The 15,485-nt window shown below is 65.3% G+C and carries 13 protein-coding genes and 1 pseudogene; 7 read left to right on the top strand and 7 right to left on the bottom strand.

From position 1 onward, the window contains the following. The first annotated feature begins 219 nt into the window (after positions 1–219). The 3 genes from tldD to Q0743_RS01065 are packed head-to-tail and all read left to right on the top strand — an operon-like array spanning position 220 to position 3,041. A complete protein-coding gene (gene tldD, locus Q0743_RS01075) occupies positions 220–1,647 on the top strand; it encodes a metalloprotease TldD (RefSeq protein WP_298239751.1) in 1,428 nt (475 codons plus the stop codon). Then, the gene (gene lepB / locus Q0743_RS01070; RefSeq protein ID WP_298239750.1) at positions 1,644–2,420 is read left to right on the top strand and encodes a signal peptidase I; all 777 of its coding nucleotides are present in this window, start codon (positions 1,644–1,646) and stop codon (positions 2,418–2,420) included. Before tldD ends, lepB begins: the two co-directional genes overlap by 4 nt. Before the next feature lie 51 nt (positions 2,421–2,471). Beyond that, complete coding sequence (locus Q0743_RS01065; RefSeq protein WP_298239749.1) at positions 2,472–3,041, top strand: nucleotidyltransferase family protein; 570 nt, start codon at positions 2,472–2,474, stop codon at positions 3,039–3,041. 148 nt (positions 3,042–3,189) lie between these two features. Here the strand turns inward: Q0743_RS01065 and Q0743_RS01060 are convergent, their stop codons facing one another. Then, complete coding sequence (locus tag Q0743_RS01060) at positions 3,190–3,768, bottom strand: PAN domain-containing protein (RefSeq protein WP_298239748.1); 579 nt, start codon at positions 3,766–3,768, stop codon at positions 3,190–3,192. On the opposite strand from Q0743_RS01060, the gene Q0743_RS01055 reads away from it, so the two are divergent. After that, positions 3,725–3,856, top strand: a complete 132-nt coding sequence (locus tag Q0743_RS01055) for a hypothetical protein (protein ID WP_298239782.1) — start codon at positions 3,725–3,727, stop codon at positions 3,854–3,856. The genes Q0743_RS01060 and Q0743_RS01055 overlap by 44 nt on opposite strands. A 23-nt stretch (positions 3,857–3,879) precedes the next feature. Here the strand turns inward: Q0743_RS01055 and Q0743_RS01050 are convergent, their stop codons facing one another. Together Q0743_RS01050 and Q0743_RS01045 are read right to left on the bottom strand one after the other, a co-directional pair. Beyond that, the gene (locus Q0743_RS01050; protein WP_298239747.1) at positions 3,880–5,250 is read right to left on the bottom strand and encodes a glutamate--cysteine ligase; all 1,371 of its coding nucleotides are present in this window, start codon (positions 5,248–5,250) and stop codon (positions 3,880–3,882) included. A 99-nt stretch (positions 5,251–5,349) separates the two neighbouring features. Further along, entirely contained in the window at positions 5,350–5,859 is a 510-nt protein-coding gene (locus Q0743_RS01045; protein WP_298239746.1) for a MarR family winged helix-turn-helix transcriptional regulator, read from the bottom strand. A 125-nt stretch (positions 5,860–5,984) separates the two neighbouring features. Between Q0743_RS01045 and gstA the strand changes: the two genes are divergently transcribed. Beyond that, positions 5,985–6,599 (top strand): glutathione transferase GstA, encoded by a 615-nt coding sequence (gene gstA, locus Q0743_RS01040; protein WP_298239745.1) that lies wholly within the window; start codon positions 5,985–5,987, stop codon positions 6,597–6,599. A 180-nt stretch (positions 6,600–6,779) separates the two neighbouring features. Here the strand turns inward: gstA and Q0743_RS01035 are convergent, their stop codons facing one another. From Q0743_RS01035 to Q0743_RS01020, 4 genes are all read right to left on the bottom strand, one after another. Beyond that, positions 6,780–8,993, bottom strand: coding sequence for an FAD-dependent oxidoreductase (locus Q0743_RS01035; protein WP_298239744.1), 2,214 nt, complete (start codon positions 8,991–8,993; stop codon positions 6,780–6,782). Between the two features lie 19 nt (positions 8,994–9,012). Then, positions 9,013–10,221, bottom strand: coding sequence for an acetyl-CoA C-acetyltransferase (locus Q0743_RS01030; protein WP_298239743.1), 1,209 nt, complete (start codon positions 10,219–10,221; stop codon positions 9,013–9,015). 73 nt (positions 10,222–10,294) lie between these two features. Further along, entirely contained in the window at positions 10,295–12,085 is a 1,791-nt protein-coding gene (locus Q0743_RS01025; protein WP_298239742.1) for an acyl-CoA dehydrogenase C-terminal domain-containing protein, read from the bottom strand. 104 nt (positions 12,086–12,189) lie between these two features. Then, positions 12,190–12,573 carry a nuclear transport factor 2 family protein gene (locus tag Q0743_RS01020; RefSeq protein WP_298239741.1) on the bottom strand — a complete coding sequence of 128 codons (384 nt, stop codon included), beginning with the start codon at positions 12,571–12,573 and terminating at the stop codon, positions 12,190–12,192. 204 nt (positions 12,574–12,777) lie between these two features. Between Q0743_RS01020 and Q0743_RS01015 the strand changes: the two genes are divergently transcribed. Together Q0743_RS01015 and Q0743_RS01010 are read left to right on the top strand one after the other, a co-directional pair. Beyond that, positions 12,778–13,365 (top strand): PadR family transcriptional regulator, encoded by a 588-nt coding sequence (locus Q0743_RS01015; protein ID WP_298239740.1) that lies wholly within the window; start codon positions 12,778–12,780, stop codon positions 13,363–13,365. A gap of 347 nt (positions 13,366–13,712) precedes the next feature. Then, positions 13,713–15,485, top strand: a pseudogene (locus Q0743_RS01010) (hypothetical protein); the annotation flags it as partial.

The following is a 15,485-nucleotide window of genomic DNA, read 5'->3' as shown; positions in this document are numbered from 1 at the left end:
ATGTACGGCCGAGATGCAGGCGGTCCATCGCCCTTCGAGGCTCGCCTTGCTTTGCAAGCCGAGTACCTCAGGGTGACGGTGATGGATTGATGCTTGCGGCCACGTGCTCGACGACCGACCATGCTGCACCTATCGTTTCGGTAATGTGACGCCCCGCCCCTCGCGGAACTGCCGGGAAACCATTATCTTGCCCCACATCTTCCGCTAATGGACGGACGCATGACAAACCCTGCCACGACCTCCCTGCTCGACCGCGCCAATCTCGACCGCGACCAGGTTCGCCACGAGGTCGCGCGCGGGCTTTCCGGTGCCGATGACGGTGAGCTGTTCCTGGAGTACAGCCAGACCGAAGCGCTGATGTTCGACAATGGGCGGCTGAAGCAGGCGACCTACGACACCTCGCAGGGCTTTGGCCTGCGCGCCGTCAAGGACGACGCGGTCGGTTACGCCCATTCCTCCGACGTCTCGCTGCCGGCGCTGATCCGCGCGGCGGACGCGGTCGCGGCCGTGCGCGGCGGCTATTCCGGCAGCTTTGCCGCGCCGCCGCCGCATACCAATGTGCGGCTTTACAGCGACGACAATCCGCTCGATGCCCCCGGCTTCGAGACGAAAGTAAAACTGCTGGCCGAGATCGACGCCTATCTGCGCGACAAGGATCCGCGGGTGCGGCAGGTCAGCGTCAGCCTCGGCGCGACCTGGCAGGTGGTCGAGATCCTCAGGCCGGACGGCGAGAGCTATCGCGACATCCGTCCGCTGGTGCGCGTCAACGTCTCCGTCGTTGCCGGTCAGGGCGACCGTCAGGAGAGCGGCAGCAAGGGCTATGGCGGCCGCGCCGGCTATGCCGAATTCATCGAGAGCAAGAACTGGCGCGACGCCGCCGACGGCGCGCTGCGCGAGGCGCTGGTCAATCTGGAATCGATCCCCGCCCCCGCCGGCGAGATGGACGTCGTGCTCGGGGCCGGCTGGCCCGGTGTGATGCTGCATGAAGCGGTCGGCCATGGCCTCGAAGGCGATTTCAACCGCAAGAAGACATCTGCGTTTGCCGGCCTGTTGGGCCAGCAGGTCGCAGCCAAGGGCGTCACCGTGGTCGACGACGGCACCATTGCCTCGCGGCGCGGCTCGCTGTCGATCGACGACGAGGGCACGCCGACCAACCGCACCGTGCTGATCGAGGACGGCATTCTGGTCGGCTACATGCAGGACCGCCAGAACGCACGGCTGATGAACATGAAGCCGACCGGCAACGGCCGCCGCCAGGGCTATGCCCATGTGCCGATGCCGCGCATGACCAACACCTACATGCTCGCCGGCGACCGCGATCCGGCCGAAATCCTGGCGTCGGTGAAGAACGGCGTGTTCGCCGCGAATTTCGGCGGCGGCCAGGTCGATATCACCTCGGGCAAGTACGTGTTCCAGTGCACGGAGGCCTACAAGATCGAGAACGGCAAGATCGGTGCGCCGCTGAAGGGCGCCATGCTGATCGGCAACGGGCCGACCGATTTGCATCGCATCCGCATGATCGGCAACGACCTCGCGCTCGATACCGGCATCGGCACTTGCGGCAAGAACGGACAGGGCGTCCCGGTCGGCGTCGGCCAGCCGTCGCTTCTGATGGAACGCATCACGGTGGGTGGAACGGGCGCATGAGGGTTGAGAAAGCAACTGTCGCCGCCAAGCGGAAGAGCAGCGGCTGGGGCGGGCAGATCGTCCAGCTCGCCGGCATCGTCGCCGCGGTGTTCATCGCCAAGGGCGCGCTTGCCGAGCCGTTCTACGTGCCGTCGGGCTCGATGGAGCCGACGCTGCTGATCGGCGATGCGCTGCTCGCCTCGAAATTTCCCTATGGCTACGGCACGTCGTCGCTGCCGATCCAGATCAATCTGCCCGAGAGCGGCCGCGTGTTCGCGGAAACGCCGAAGCAGGGCGACGTCGTGGTGTTTCGCTGGCCCGGCGATCGTTCGCAGGCCTGGGTCAAGCGCGTCGTCGGGCTTCCCGGCGATCGCATTCAGATGCGGCAGGGCCAGCTCTTCATCAACGACCGCCCGGCCGAGCTGAAGCCGGACGGCGTTGGCGCGGCCGAGGACGACAATGGCGGCAGCGAGCCCGCCTACCGTTATGTCGAGACGCTGCCGAACGGCGTCTCACATCTGATCTTCAAGATGCGCGACAACGGCCCGCTCGACAACACGCCTGAGGTGACGGTGCCGGCCGGCCATCTCTTCGTGCTCGGCGATAACCGCGACAACTCCGCCGACAGCCGCGTGCCGCTGCGATCCGGCGGCGTCGGCCTGCTGCCGATCGACAATCTGATCGGCCGTGCCGATGCGGTGGTCGGCTCCTGGGACCTCGGCATGCGCAGCCAGCCGGTGTACACTTGGCTGTCCGGCTTCCGGCTGGCGCGGTTCTTCACCGCTGTGCATTGAGCCTCCACTCACGTCACCTCTCCCGCGAGCGGGAGAGGGAGAACAGCAGCGATGAACCGCGACGAATTTCTGACCCTCGCGCTGCAGAATCCCGCCAACGCCGCAATCGTCGCTGAACTGCATCGCCTCGCCCTTCCCGACGCGTGGCTGGTCTCGGGATGCCTGGTGCAGACCGTATGGAACGTGCTCTCGGGCCGGGCCGTCGGGCACGGCATCGCCGATTACGACGCGTTCTATTTCGATGCTGATACATCGTGGGAGGCGGAGGACGCGGTCATACGCACGCTGCAGGAGCGGCTGGGCCATCTCGGCGCCAAGGTCGAGATCCGCAACCAGGCCCGCGTGCATCTGTGGTATCCGGACAAGCACGGCCTGCCCTATCCGCCGCTGCGAGATTCGCGCGAAGGCATCGACCGCTTCCTCACGCAGAACACGCAAATCGGCGTCAGGCGCGCCGGCGGCGGCTACGAGGTCTATGCGCCGCATGGGTTTGACGATGTCGCGGGCCTGATCGCGCGACCTAACCCCGGTCCGAATTTTTCCGCGGCAAATTACGCGGCCAAGGCCGCGCGATGGAAAGCGCTGTGGCCGGAGCTCACGGTGATTGCGGCGGACGCTTAGGCCTCATGTGTCCCGGACAAGATGCATCGTGAAACGATGCGGCGCAGAGCCGGGACCCAGGATGCTGCAGCGGAATGCTTGGTGACATGGGCCCCGGCTCAGCACCGCAGCGCTGAAGAAGAGCCGCTTTGCGTCCGGGGCACGGGTCCTACCGCACCACGCCCGAGGTGAACCCAGCCTTGCGGCGCGGCGGCTTGATTTCCTTTTTCAGGAAGCAGCGCGCCTCGCGCCCGGTGTAGCCGGGGCGGGCATAGGTGAAGGCGCGGCATTTGTTGTCGGCAGTGCACGCGGCCTTGCAGGCCTCCACGCCGTCGCCTTCCTTCAGATCGAAATTGCGTAAGTCACCGCCAGGACGGTCGATCGACGTCTCCACGCCCTCGACCCGCGGCTCGATCACGCCGGCACCGCGAACGCCGGAGATGCAGCAGCTGCCCGGCACGCGCGCCGGCACGGTGTTCTTCAGCCAGCACACCGCCGAGCCGCCTTCGACGTCGGGATAGCTGAAGCTCCACGAACGGCAGCGGCGGTCGCGCTCGCACAGTAGCGCGCAATCCTCGGGATCGCCTGAGGCGACAGGCGCGCTGAAATAGTCGCCGCCGGGCCGGTCGAATGCCGTCTGGGCGCGTGCCGGCACGCTCGCGAAGGCGAGCGAAAGCAGCGTGACAGAAGCCACGACGCAAGCCATGACCTTTGCCATGAAGGCCCGGGACTGGCGGCCCTTCCCCATCGGAACAGCTTTCGAGTTATTGACGACGCTCGGTTTTTTCGGCCGGTCATTTGATCGCCGCAAACCTGTATGGGCGATGAACGGCTGAAACCCGGCTCGTTGGCCTATGGTCTAGAAAGCGTATTCCGCGTAGGCCGGTTCCACCGAGCCCTTCCAGGGGCCGTTGAACTTGTCCAACATTTCCTCGGCCGGCGTCCGGCCGGAATCGATGATGCGGTCGAGCGGCTCCAGATGCCGCGTTTCGTCGCGCCCGAGCTGATCGATCCGGCCGCGCCGGCGCAGGCCCGCATGTGCCAGAACGAGGCATTCCTTGGCGATCTCGAACAAATAGCGGTTCTTGATCCGCGCCTTGAAGCCGAAGCGCGGCACGTCGTCGCGCAGGGCCTGACGCTCGGGCGCGGTCCAGTGCTTGACGATCTCCCAGGCGGCGTCGAGCGCGACGTCGTCATAGAGCAGCCCGACCCAGAACGCCGGCAGCGCCGGCAGCCGGCCCCACGGGCCGCCGTCGGAGCCGCGCATCTCCAGATAGCGCTTGAGCCGCACTTCCGGGAAGATCGTGGAGAGATGGTTGGCCCAGTCCGACAGCGTCGGACGCTCGCCGGGAAGATTGTTGTTGCGGCCCTCGAAGAAGGCGCGGAACGAGGAGCCCGACACGTCGATATAGTCCTCGTCGCGCTTGACGAAATACATGGGCACGTCGAGCGCGTAGTCGACATAACGCTCGAAGCCCATGCCGTCCTCGAACGCCCACGGCATCATGCCCGACCGCGCATTGTCGGTGTCGCGCCAGATATCGGAGCGGAAGGACAAAAAGCCGTTCGGCTTGCCTTCGGTGAACGGCGAATTGGCGAACAGCGCAGTTGCCACCGGCTGCAGCGCGAGCGACACGCGCAGCTTCTTGACCATGTCGGCTTCGGAGGAGAAGTCGAGATTGGTCTGCACCGTGCAGGTCCGGTACATCATGTCGAGGCCGTACTGGCCGACCTTCGGCATGTAATTGGTCATGATCTTGTAGCGGCCCTTGGGCATCATCGGGATGTCGGCGCGCGACCAGGACGGGGTCATGCCGAGGCCGAGGAAGCCGATGCCGAGCGGCGTCGCGATCTCGCGCACCTGCGCCAGGTGCGCCATCAGCTCGCTCTGGGTCTGATGCACGTTCTCGACCGGGGCGCCTGAGAGCTCGAACTGCCCGCCGGGCTCGAGCGAGATCGCCCCGCCGCCGGTGACGTCGTAGAGGCCGATGATGTTGCCCTTCTCCATGATCGGCTCCCAGCCGAGCAGGAGCTTCATGCCTTCGAGCAGCGCGCCGATGCCCCGCGCGCCTTCGTAAGGCACCGGATGGTGGCCTTCGAGCGTGAACGGCGTCTTCTCGTGCTCGGTGCCCATGCGCCACTCGGACGCCGGCTTGCAGCCGGCCTCGAACCACGCCACGAGCTCGTCGCGTGACTGCAGCGGCGTCATATCGATCTGGTCTCGCGCCATATCAAACTCTAATCAAAGGCGCTTCGATCGAATGCGCGCGGGTGACGGGGATGGTCCGCGAACCCACCGGGCGCACGGACGAGCGGGTTTGCCGCGCGATCATCGCGACGGCGAGGTTTCGTTGGTGTTGGCGTTGGCTTGGGCGACGGGCGGCAGCTTCATCTCGCCGCACGAGCAGCCCAGCCGGTCGAGCAGACCGCTGAGCTTGACGGCATCGGCATCGGACAGTTTCGAGCCGACATATTTCTCGATCGCGGCGGAGTAGGCGCCCCACATCCGCTTCTGCAGCTCGCGGCCGGCCTCGGTGATCTCGACGAACTGGCCGCGCTTGTCGATCTTGCATTCGCGCCGCGAGGCGAGGCCCTCGTCGACCAGGCGGTCGATCAGGCGCGAGGTGGAATATTGCGGGATCAGCATCTGCCGTTCGAGTTCCACCGGCCGCAGCTCGCCCGAGGGAGCACGCGACAATTCCAGCAGCGCGTCGTACCATGCCAGCGGCGGGAAGCCCGCCTTCTTCAGGTCCTGCTCGACGCAATCGAGCACGCGGCTCTGCACCCGCATCAGGCGGATCCAGGCGGAAGTCGCCTCGGTCGATGGTTTGCGTTTCATGGTCCCGCTCAAGCTCGTCGCCCGTCTCTTACCCCATTTGATGCAGGTGCATCAATCTTGACTATTCCAAGCAGATGCATGTAATCGCTCTTTCGGCCGAACCAAGCTCAAGAGAAGGAAATTCCATGAAGCTGTACTATTCGCCCGGTGCCTGCTCGCTGTCCCCCCACATCGCGCTCCTGGAAGCCGGCCTGCCCTATGAGCTGGTCAAGGTCGATATCCGGGCCAAGAAGCTCGAAAATGGTGAGGATTATCTGAAGCTGAACCCCAAGGGCCAGGTCCCTGCGCTGGGCCTCGACAGCGGCGAGATCGTGACCGAAGGGCCGGTGATTGTCCAGATGATCGCCGATCAGGCTGCGGCCAAGGCGCTGGCGCCGGCCCACGGCAGTTCCGAGCGCTACAAGCTGCTGGAGTGGCTCAACTTCCTCACCTCCGAGGTGCACAAGAACTTCGGCCCGATGTTTGCGCCGGCGCTCAACGACGAAGCCAAGGCCTTCTTCAGGGATCGCGTCATGGGCAAGCTGAAATATATCGACAGCCAGCTCGCCGGCCGCGACTACCTGATGGGCAAGCAGTTCACGGTGGCCGACGGCTATCTGTTCACGATGCTGACCTGGGGCGACCGGATGAAGTTCGATCTCTCAGCGATGCCGAACCTCATGGCCTACAAGGCCCGCGTCGCGGCCCGGCCGCAGGTGCAGGCAGCGCTGCAGAAGGAAGGCCTCGCGCAGGCGAAATAAGCGGCCGCGGGGCACGAAGAAGGCCGGATCCATGATCCGGCCTTCTTGATTTGCCGTCGTCCCCGCGAACGCGTGGACCCAGTCTGCACCAAACCACATCCTGTGATTATGGGTTCCGGATCGGCGCTCACAGCAACGCTCGCGCGTTGCCGTGAGCTTGTCCGGGACGACAGTCGTTGATCAGGCCGCCGCCTTCTTCGGCGCGAAGCGGCCGTAGAAGGTTTCGCCCTTTGCCGCCATCTCCTCGAGCAGCTTGGGCGGGGTGAAGCGCGAGCCGTACTTCGCTTCCAGCTTGTGGCAGAGTTCGACGAACTTCTTCGTGCCCATGAAGTCGATATAGGACAGCGTGCCACCGGTGAACGGCGCGAAGCCGAAGCCGAGGATCGAGCCGACATCCGCTTCGCGCGGATCGGTGATGACGTGATCCTCGACAGTGCGCGCGGCTTCCACCGCCTGCACCACCAGGAAGCGCTGCTTCAGTTCCTCGACGTCGAGCGTGTCAGGATCGAGCTGCTTCGGCTGCAGGGCCGAGAGGCCCGGCCACAGGCTCTTCGAGCCCTTGCCCTTCTCGGGATAGTCGTAGAAGCCCTTGCTGTTCTTGCGGCCGAGACGGCCCTGCTTCTCGACCATCTCCACCATCAGCTTCTTCTGATCGGGATTGATGGCGTTGGGGCCGAGATCGGCTTCCGTCGCCTTCATGATCTTGAGGCCGAGGTCGAGCGCGACTTCGTCCGAGAGCGAGAGCGGGCCGACCGGCATGCCGGCCATCTTGGCGCAGTTCTCGATCATCGCCGGCGGCACGCCTTCCAGGAACATCTCGTTGCCCTCGGCGACATAGCGGCCGACGCAGCGGTTGGCGAAGAAGCCACGGCTATCGTTGACCACGATCGGCGTCTTGCCGATCTGGCGGACGTAGTCGAGCGCAGTCGCGAGCGCGAGGTCGCCGGTGTTCTTGCCGAGGATGATCTCGACCAGCATCATCTTCTCGACCGGCGAGAAGAAGTGAATGCCGACGAACTTGCCCTGGTCCTTGAAGGATTCAGCAAGAGAAGTGATCGGCAGCGTCGAGGTGTTCGAGGCGAAGATCACGTCCGGCTTCATATGCTCCTGCGCCTTGGCGAAGGTGTCAGCCTTGACCTTGCGGTCCTCGAACACGGCCTCGATGACGAGGTCGACGTCCTTCAGCGCGGCATAGTCCGCGGTCGGCGTGATGCGCGCGAGCAGCGCTTCGGCGTCCGCGGGCTTGGCGCGACCCTTCTTGATCTGCTCCTCGATCACCTTCTGCGCGTGCGCCTTGCCCTTGTCGGCGCTCTCCTGGTCGCGATCGATCAGGACAACGTCGAGGCCGGCACGGGCCGAGACGTAGCCGACGCTGGCGCCCATGAAGCCGGCGCCGATCACGGCGATCTTCTTCACCTTGGTCGCGGGCACGTCCTTCGGACGGCGCGCACCCTTGTTGAGCTCCTGCATCGACAGGAACAGGCTGCGGATCATCGCCGCCGCTTCCTTCGAGCGCAGCACCGAGGTGAAGTAGCGCGACTCCACCCGCAGCGCCGCGTCGATCGGCAGCTGCAGGCCTTCATAGACGCAGCTCATGATCGCGCGCGCGGCCGGGTAGTTGTCGTAGGTCTCGCGGCGATAGATCGCGTTGCCGGCCGGGAACATCATCATGCCGGCCTTGGAGAACACCGGACCGCCCGGCAGCTTGAAGCCCTTCTCGTCCCAGGGTGCGACGGCCTTGCCGCCGCCCTTGATCCAGTCCTTGGCGGCCTTGACCAGGTCGGCTGCGGGAACGATGGCGTGAATCAAATTCAGCGCCTTGGCCTTCTCGACGGTGACCGGATCACCCTTGAGCAGGATCGTCATCGCATCCTGCGGCGGCACCAGGCGCGGCACGCGCTGCGTGCCGCCGGCGCCCGGGAACAGGCCGACCTTGACCTCGGGCAGACCGAGGCGGGTCTTGGGATTCTCGGCCGCCACGCGGTAGTGGCAGCACAGCGTGATCTCGAAGCCGCCGCCGAGCGCGAGGCCGTTGATCGCGGCCGCCCACGGCTTGCCTGACGTCTCGATCGAGCGCAGCACCAGCGAGAAGCGGCGGCTCTGGTCGAACAGCATCTGGTTCGCCGCGGTCTCACCCTGCTCCTTGAAGACCTTGGCATAGGCCTGGTTCATGCCTTCGAGCATGGACAAATCCGCGCCGGCGCAGAACGCGTCCTTGGCGGAAGTGATGACGACGCCCTTCACCGCGGCATCCGCCGTGGTCGCCTTGACGATCGCGTCGAGTTCGTTGGTCGAGGTCTCGTCGAGCACGTTCATGGAACGGCCCGGGATATCCCAGGTGACGAGCGCGATGCCGTCTGAATCGGTCTCAACCTTGAAGTTCTTGTACGACATGCTGGTTGCTCCTCAACCCTTAGACGCGCTCGATGATGGTCGCGGTGCCCATGCCGCCGCCGATGCACAGCGTCACGAGGGCGGTGGACTTGTTGGTACGCTCGAGCTCGTCGAGCACGGTGCCGAGGATCATCGCGCCGGTGGCCCCTAACGGATGGCCGAGCGCGATCGCGCCGCCATTGACGTTGATCTTGGCGTTGTCGATGTCGAAGGCCTGGATGTAACGCAGCACGACCGAAGCGAAGGCCTCGTTCAGCTCGAACAGGTCGATGTCGGACTTCTTCATGCCCGAGCGCGCGAACAGCTTCTCGGTGACGTCGACCGGACCGGTCAGCATCATCGCCGGCTCCGAGCCGATGTTGGCGAAGGCGCGGATCTTTGCACGCGGCTTGAGACCATATTTGCTGCCCGCATCCTTGCTGCCGAGCAGCACGGCGCTGGCGCCGTCGACGATGCCCGAGGAGTTGCCGGCGTGATGCACGTAATTGACGCGCTCGATCTCGGGGTGCGACTGGATCGCGACGCCGTCGAAACCGCCCATCTGCGCCATCATCGTGAACGAGGGCTGCAGCTGCGCCAGCGATTGCATCGTCGTCGAAGGACGCATGTGCTCGTCCTTGGCGAGGATGGTGAGGCCGTTGATGTCCTTGACCGGCACGATCGACTTGTCGAAGCGGCCTTCTTCCCAGGACTTCGCCGCACGCTGCTGGCTCTGCACGGCGTAGGCGTCGACGTCGTCGCGGGAGAAACCGTATTTGGTCGCGATCAGGTCGGCCGAGACGCCCTGCGGCATGAAGTAAGCGGGGACAGCCATCGAGGGATCCATTGGCCAGGCGCCGCCGGAGGCGCCGATGCCGACGCGGCTCATCGATTCCGCGCCGCCGCCGATCACCAGCTCATGCTGGCCGCTCATGACCTGCGCGGCGGCGAAATTCACGGCATCGAGGCCGGAGGCGCAGAAGCGGCTGATCTGCACGCCGGGGACGGCTTCGCCGAGACCGGCTTTCAGCGCGGCAAAGCGCGCGATGTCGCTGCCCGCTTCGCCGACCGGATCGACCACGCCGAGGATGACGTCGTCGACCGAATCCTCCGGCAGATTGTTGCGGTCCTTGAGCGCCTTCAGCGGCACGGTGGCGAGCGCGAGCGCGGTCACTTCGTGCAGCGAACCGTCGGCCTTGCCGCGGCCGCGGGGGGTGCGGACGTGATCATAGATATAGGCATCTGCCATGGGAGCCTCCTGATTGCAGTGATGTCAGTGGCGACCGCGGGCGCGGTCGCAATCTCTGGTGACGCGGAAAGCCTCAGAACGCTTCCGCGGGCAATTCCATGATGGTGGCGCAGCCGGCCTGGATGCGCGCGAGATTGGCGGCCGTCTCCGGCAGCATCCGCTCCATGAAGAAGCGGCCCGTGACGAGCTTGGTCGAGAGATAGGGCGTCGCCCCGCCTTCGGCAATCTTGGCGTTCGTGACCTTCGCCATCTTCGCCCACATGTAGCCGAGCGCGACGAAGCCGAAGAGGTGCAGGTAATCGGTTGCGGCGGCGCCGGCATTGTCGGGCTTCGCCATCGCGTTCTGCATCAGCCAGGTGGTCGCCTGCTGCAGATGGCCGAGCGAGGCCGAGAGCGGGGTGATGAAGGGCTTCAGCGCCTCGTCGCCGCCATTCTCCTTGGCGAAGGCCATGACCTCGCCGAAGAAGGCCATGATGGCGCGGCCGCCGTCGCGCGGCAGCTTGCGGCCGACGAGGTCGAGCGCCTGGATGCCGTTGGCACCTTCATAGATCATCGCGATGCGCGCATCGCGCACGAACTGCTCCATGCCCTGCTCGGCGATGTAGCCGTGGCCGCCATACATCTGCTGGGCCTGCACCGCGTTGGCGAAGCCGTAATCGGTGAGGAAGCCCTTCAGCACCGGGGTCATCAGGCCCATATGGTCGTCGGCTGCCTGACGGTCCTTCGGGTCTTCGGAGCGATGGGCGACGTCGCTCTTCAGCGCGGTCCACATCACGAAGGCGCGCGCGGCCTCGTTGAAGGCGCGGATCGAGAGCAGCGTGCGGCGCACGTCGGGATGCACGATGATCGGGTCGGCCTGCTTGTCCGGCGCCTTGGCGCCGGTCAGCGAACGGCCCTGGATGCGCTCGCGGGCATAGGCGACGGCGTTCTGATAGGCGACCTCGGACTGCGCGAGGCCCTGAACGGCGACGCCGAGGCGGGCCTCGTTCATCATCACGAACATGCCCTGCATGCCCTTGTTCTCTTCGCCGATCAGCCAGCCGGTGGCGCTGTCGTAGTTCATCACGCAGGTGGAATTGCCGTGAATGCCCATCTTGTGCTCGATCGAGCCGCAGACGACGCCGTTGCGGGCACCCACTGACCCATCCGCATTCACAAGGAATTTGGGCACCACGAACAGCGACACGCCCTTGATGCCGGCGGGTGCGCCCTCGATGCGGGCGAGCACGAGGTGGATGATGTTGGGAGCAAGGTCATGCTCGCCGGCCGAGATGAAGATCTTGGTGCCCGTGATCTTGAAGCTGCCGTCGGCCTGGCGCACCGCCTTGGTGCGGAGCATGCCGAGGTCGGTGCCGCAATGCGGCTCGGTCAGGTTCATGGTGCCGGTCCATTCGCCGGCGACCATCTTCGGGACGTAGGTCTGCTTCTGCTCGGGCGTGCCGTGCACCAGGAGCGCTGCGGTCGCGCCCATGGTGAGGCCGCCATACATCGAGAACGCCATGTTGGCGGAGATCTGGAATTCGTTGACGGCCTGCGAGAGCGTCACCGGCAGGCCCTGGCCGCCGAACTCGGTCGGCGCGGAGAGACCAAGCCAGCCGCCTTCTGCGACCTGCTTGAACGCGTCCTTGAAGCCCTTCGGCGTGGTGACGCTGCCGTCATCGGCGCGCTTGCAGCCTTCGAGATCGCCGACGCGGTTGAGCGGCTGCAGCACCTCTTCGGCGAGCTTGGCGGCTTCGCCCAAGATGGCTTCGCGCACGTCGCTCGATGCGTCGGAGAAACCGGCGAGGTTGTCGTAGCGGTCGATCTGGAAGACGTCGTTGAGCAGGAAGTTCACGTCTTCGACGGGGGCTTTGTAGATCGGCATGAGGTTCTCCCGGCAATGGGCCTTGGAAAGCGGTGATATCAGCGTGTTTCCTGCGGCGCAGCCTTGCCCGCGAGCTTAGCGGGTTCTGCAACCTCAGGGCAGTGTCATGATTGGGCGGCCAGTTGCTCCGCCATCAGGCGGTGCAGCATGTTGATCGCCTTGAGCGGACGCACCATCACCTTGAAATGGGTGATGCGCCCCTCGGCATCGAAGCTGATGATGTCGACACCGTTGATCTCGATGCCGTCGATCATGGTCTTGAATTCGAGCACGGCGCCGCGCTCGCTCTTCCATTCGCCGACATAGGTGAAATCGGGTCCACCGAGCACCTGCTCGGCGCTGGAAAGGTATTTGAAGGTGATGTCACGCCCGCGCTGCGGCGTGTGGACGACCGGGCTTTCGAACACGGCGTCGGGATGCAGGAGATCCCGGAGCGCGGTGCGGTCGTGTGACTTCATGTAGGCGTACCAGGAATCGAGGCCGGTCATTCTCAGCTGCCTCCCTAAAGGCCTGGACAAAAAATGCGAAAACAACCCCATGCACAGTAGCGTGGCGATTGATTTCGCTGGGCTTTTCGGGTCGGATCATCGCCCGGCCCTGCTTACCCCTATATGCATATTGACGCATATGCGCCAATGCGCATAAAGTCAAGCGAGATGGGCGAGGTCGATGAAACAAGGAGGCCGGTGGTCATGGCCCTGGGCGACGCAATCCTCGCATGCCTGACGGAACGCCCGATGACGGGCTACGAGCTCGCCAAGACGTTCGACTCCTCGATCGGCTTCTTCTGGAAGGCCGACCATCAGCAAATCTACCGCGAGCTCTCCAAGCTGCGCGACCGCGGCCACATCCAGGGCCGCGAGGTCGTGCAATCGGGCAAGCCCAACAAGCTGGTTTATACGCTCACTCCGGAGGGTCGAACAGCACTGCGGCACTGGGCCGCGCGACCAAGCACGCCCGCCTCGACCAAGGACGACCTCCTGGTCCGCCTCCATGCCCTCGACAGCATCGACATCGAGCCGCTGCGCACCGATCTGATGGCGCGCCTGGAGCACCACCGCGACCGCCACGCCAATTACGAGCGCATCCTGAAGAAGCGTTTCCCTGACGGCACGGCGGAAGGCCGGCTCGATCTCGGGAATCTGCTCCTGCTCCGCCTCGGGGCCCGCCACGAGCAGATGGTGGCCGACTTCTGCGAAGAGACACTCGCCGCACTGTCGGCGATGAGTGGCAAGGCCACGGTGGTACCGCTGGACGAGGGCAAGCGGGAGAAGGGCTGAGAGCTCGATCAGCGACGGCGGTGCCGAAACCTCTCCCGCTTGCGGGAGAGGTCGCGCGGAAGGCGCGGGTGAGGGCTTTCTCCTCTTGGGGACTATCCCATCGCGGAGGCACGCTCTCCCCGACCCTCCCCCGCAAGCGGGGGAGGGAGCGCACCGGTTCCGTGGCGGTCCCCCGTCCAACTTTAAGACCCCGGCGCCACGTTCCTTAACTCGTTATTTACCGTAACAGGAAAAAGTCGGTTTTCGAGGCAGACGACCCGCGCCAAATTCGATTGTCTTTGCAATCGGCACGCGTGGGAAGACTGGAGGCGCCGGGTGGGGCGCCGGAGTCGGAACCGGACAGAGTCATGAATTCGCGCGTATCGTGGAGTGTGGACGGTATCGATCCATCCGTCAGGGAGCGGGCCGAAGCTGCTGCGCGTCGTGCGGGCATGTCGCTCAACGATTGGCTGAACTCCACGCTCGGCGAAACTGCCCCGCCAAACTTTCGCGGACCTTACGATCAGCGTCAGGATCAACGTCCGCAAGCCATGCCGAATCCCTTGCCGAATCCTTTGCCGAGTCAGGAGAGCCGCGAAGTCGCGGATATCCATCAGCGGCTCGACGCGATCACCCAGCAGATCGAACGGATTTCAAAGCCGGCCCCGCGGCAGGACGCATCGTCGAGACCGGATCTCGCGCGCGAGCAGGGCGTCGCACGCCAGCTCAACGACGCGATCTCGCGGCTCGATGCGCGGCTGTCGCAGATCTCCCGTCCGCAGCAGCCCCAGCCGCAGCAGCCACAGCGTCCGGCGCCTGCGCCCTCACCCGTTGAAACGCGCCAGCGCCAGGCCGATGCGGTCGAGCGCGCGGCAGCGCAAGTCTATCGCAACGCCCCGCCCCTGAGCCCCGCGTCGTTCGACGTCGCCGTCGCCGAGATCACCGCGCGGCAGAGCGAGCTCGACGGCTTCACGCCGCGGCAGCTGCCGCCGCGCGCAGCGCCCTCGATTGCGCCTTCCGCTGCTCCCTACGTGCCTCCGATGGCGCCACCTGCGCCTGCCTACGCTCCGCCGCCACCACCGCCGGGGCCGGATTTCTCCTCGCTCGAGCGCCATCTGCTCAAGATCACGAGCCAGATCGAATCGCTGCAGCGTCCGGACAATACAGAGCAGGCCATCAACGCCTTCCGCAGCGAGCTCGCCGAGATCCGTGCCGCCATCACCGAGGCGATGCCGCGGCGCGCGATCGAATCGATCGAGAACGAGATCCGCTCGCTGCATCGGCGCATCGACGAGACCCGCTCCAACGGCACCGACGGCCAGGTGCTGTCGGGCATCGAGCACGCGCTGTCCGACATCAAGCAGGTGCTGCGCACGCTGACGCCGGCCGAGCAGCTCACCGGCTACGACGAGGCGATCCGCAATCTCGGCGCCAAGCTCGACCTGATCCTGCGCGCCAATGACGATCCCACGACGGTGCATCAGCTCGAGAGCGCGATCTCGGCGCTGCGCGGCATCGTCTCCAACGTCGCCTCCAACGAAGCGCTGGCCCGTCTGTCCGAGGACGTGCAGCTGCTGTCGTCCAAGGTCGACCAGGTCACCCGTTCGTCCGGACAGGGCGACAGCTTTGCGGTGCTGGAGCAGCGCATCGCTGCGCTCACGGCAGCGCTGGAAACCCGCGAGCGGCCGCAGCCGTCCGAAAGCACCGAACATCTGGAAGTTGCGATCCGCGCGCTGTCGGATCGTTTCGACCGCATGCAGGTCGGCAACGATTCAGCTTCCACCTTCGCGCATCTCGAACAGCGCGTCTCCTATCTGCTGGAGCGGATCGAAGCCGCCTCCGACCCGCGCAACGGCAATCTCAGCCGTGTCGAGGACGGGCTGCACGACATCCTCAGGCATCTCGAGCGGCAACAGGCGACCTATTCGGCCCTCGCCGAGAGCCGCAATTCGGCGCCTGCGGATTCCGGCGTGGTCGACCTGGTCAAGCGCGAGCTCTCAGACATCCGCTTCAGCCAGGCCGAGACCAACCGCAGCACCCAGGACTCGCTCGAAGCCGTTCATAGCGCGCTCGGCCATGTGGTCGATCGCCTGTCCATGATCGAAGGCGATCTGCGCGCCGTGCGCACGGCGCCGCCGGTC

This window comes from uncultured Bradyrhizobium sp., from assembly GCF_936943645.1.
Classification (GTDB): domain Bacteria; phylum Pseudomonadota; class Alphaproteobacteria; order Rhizobiales; family Xanthobacteraceae; genus Bradyrhizobium.
This window is presented reverse-complemented; position numbering and strand designations above follow the sequence as displayed.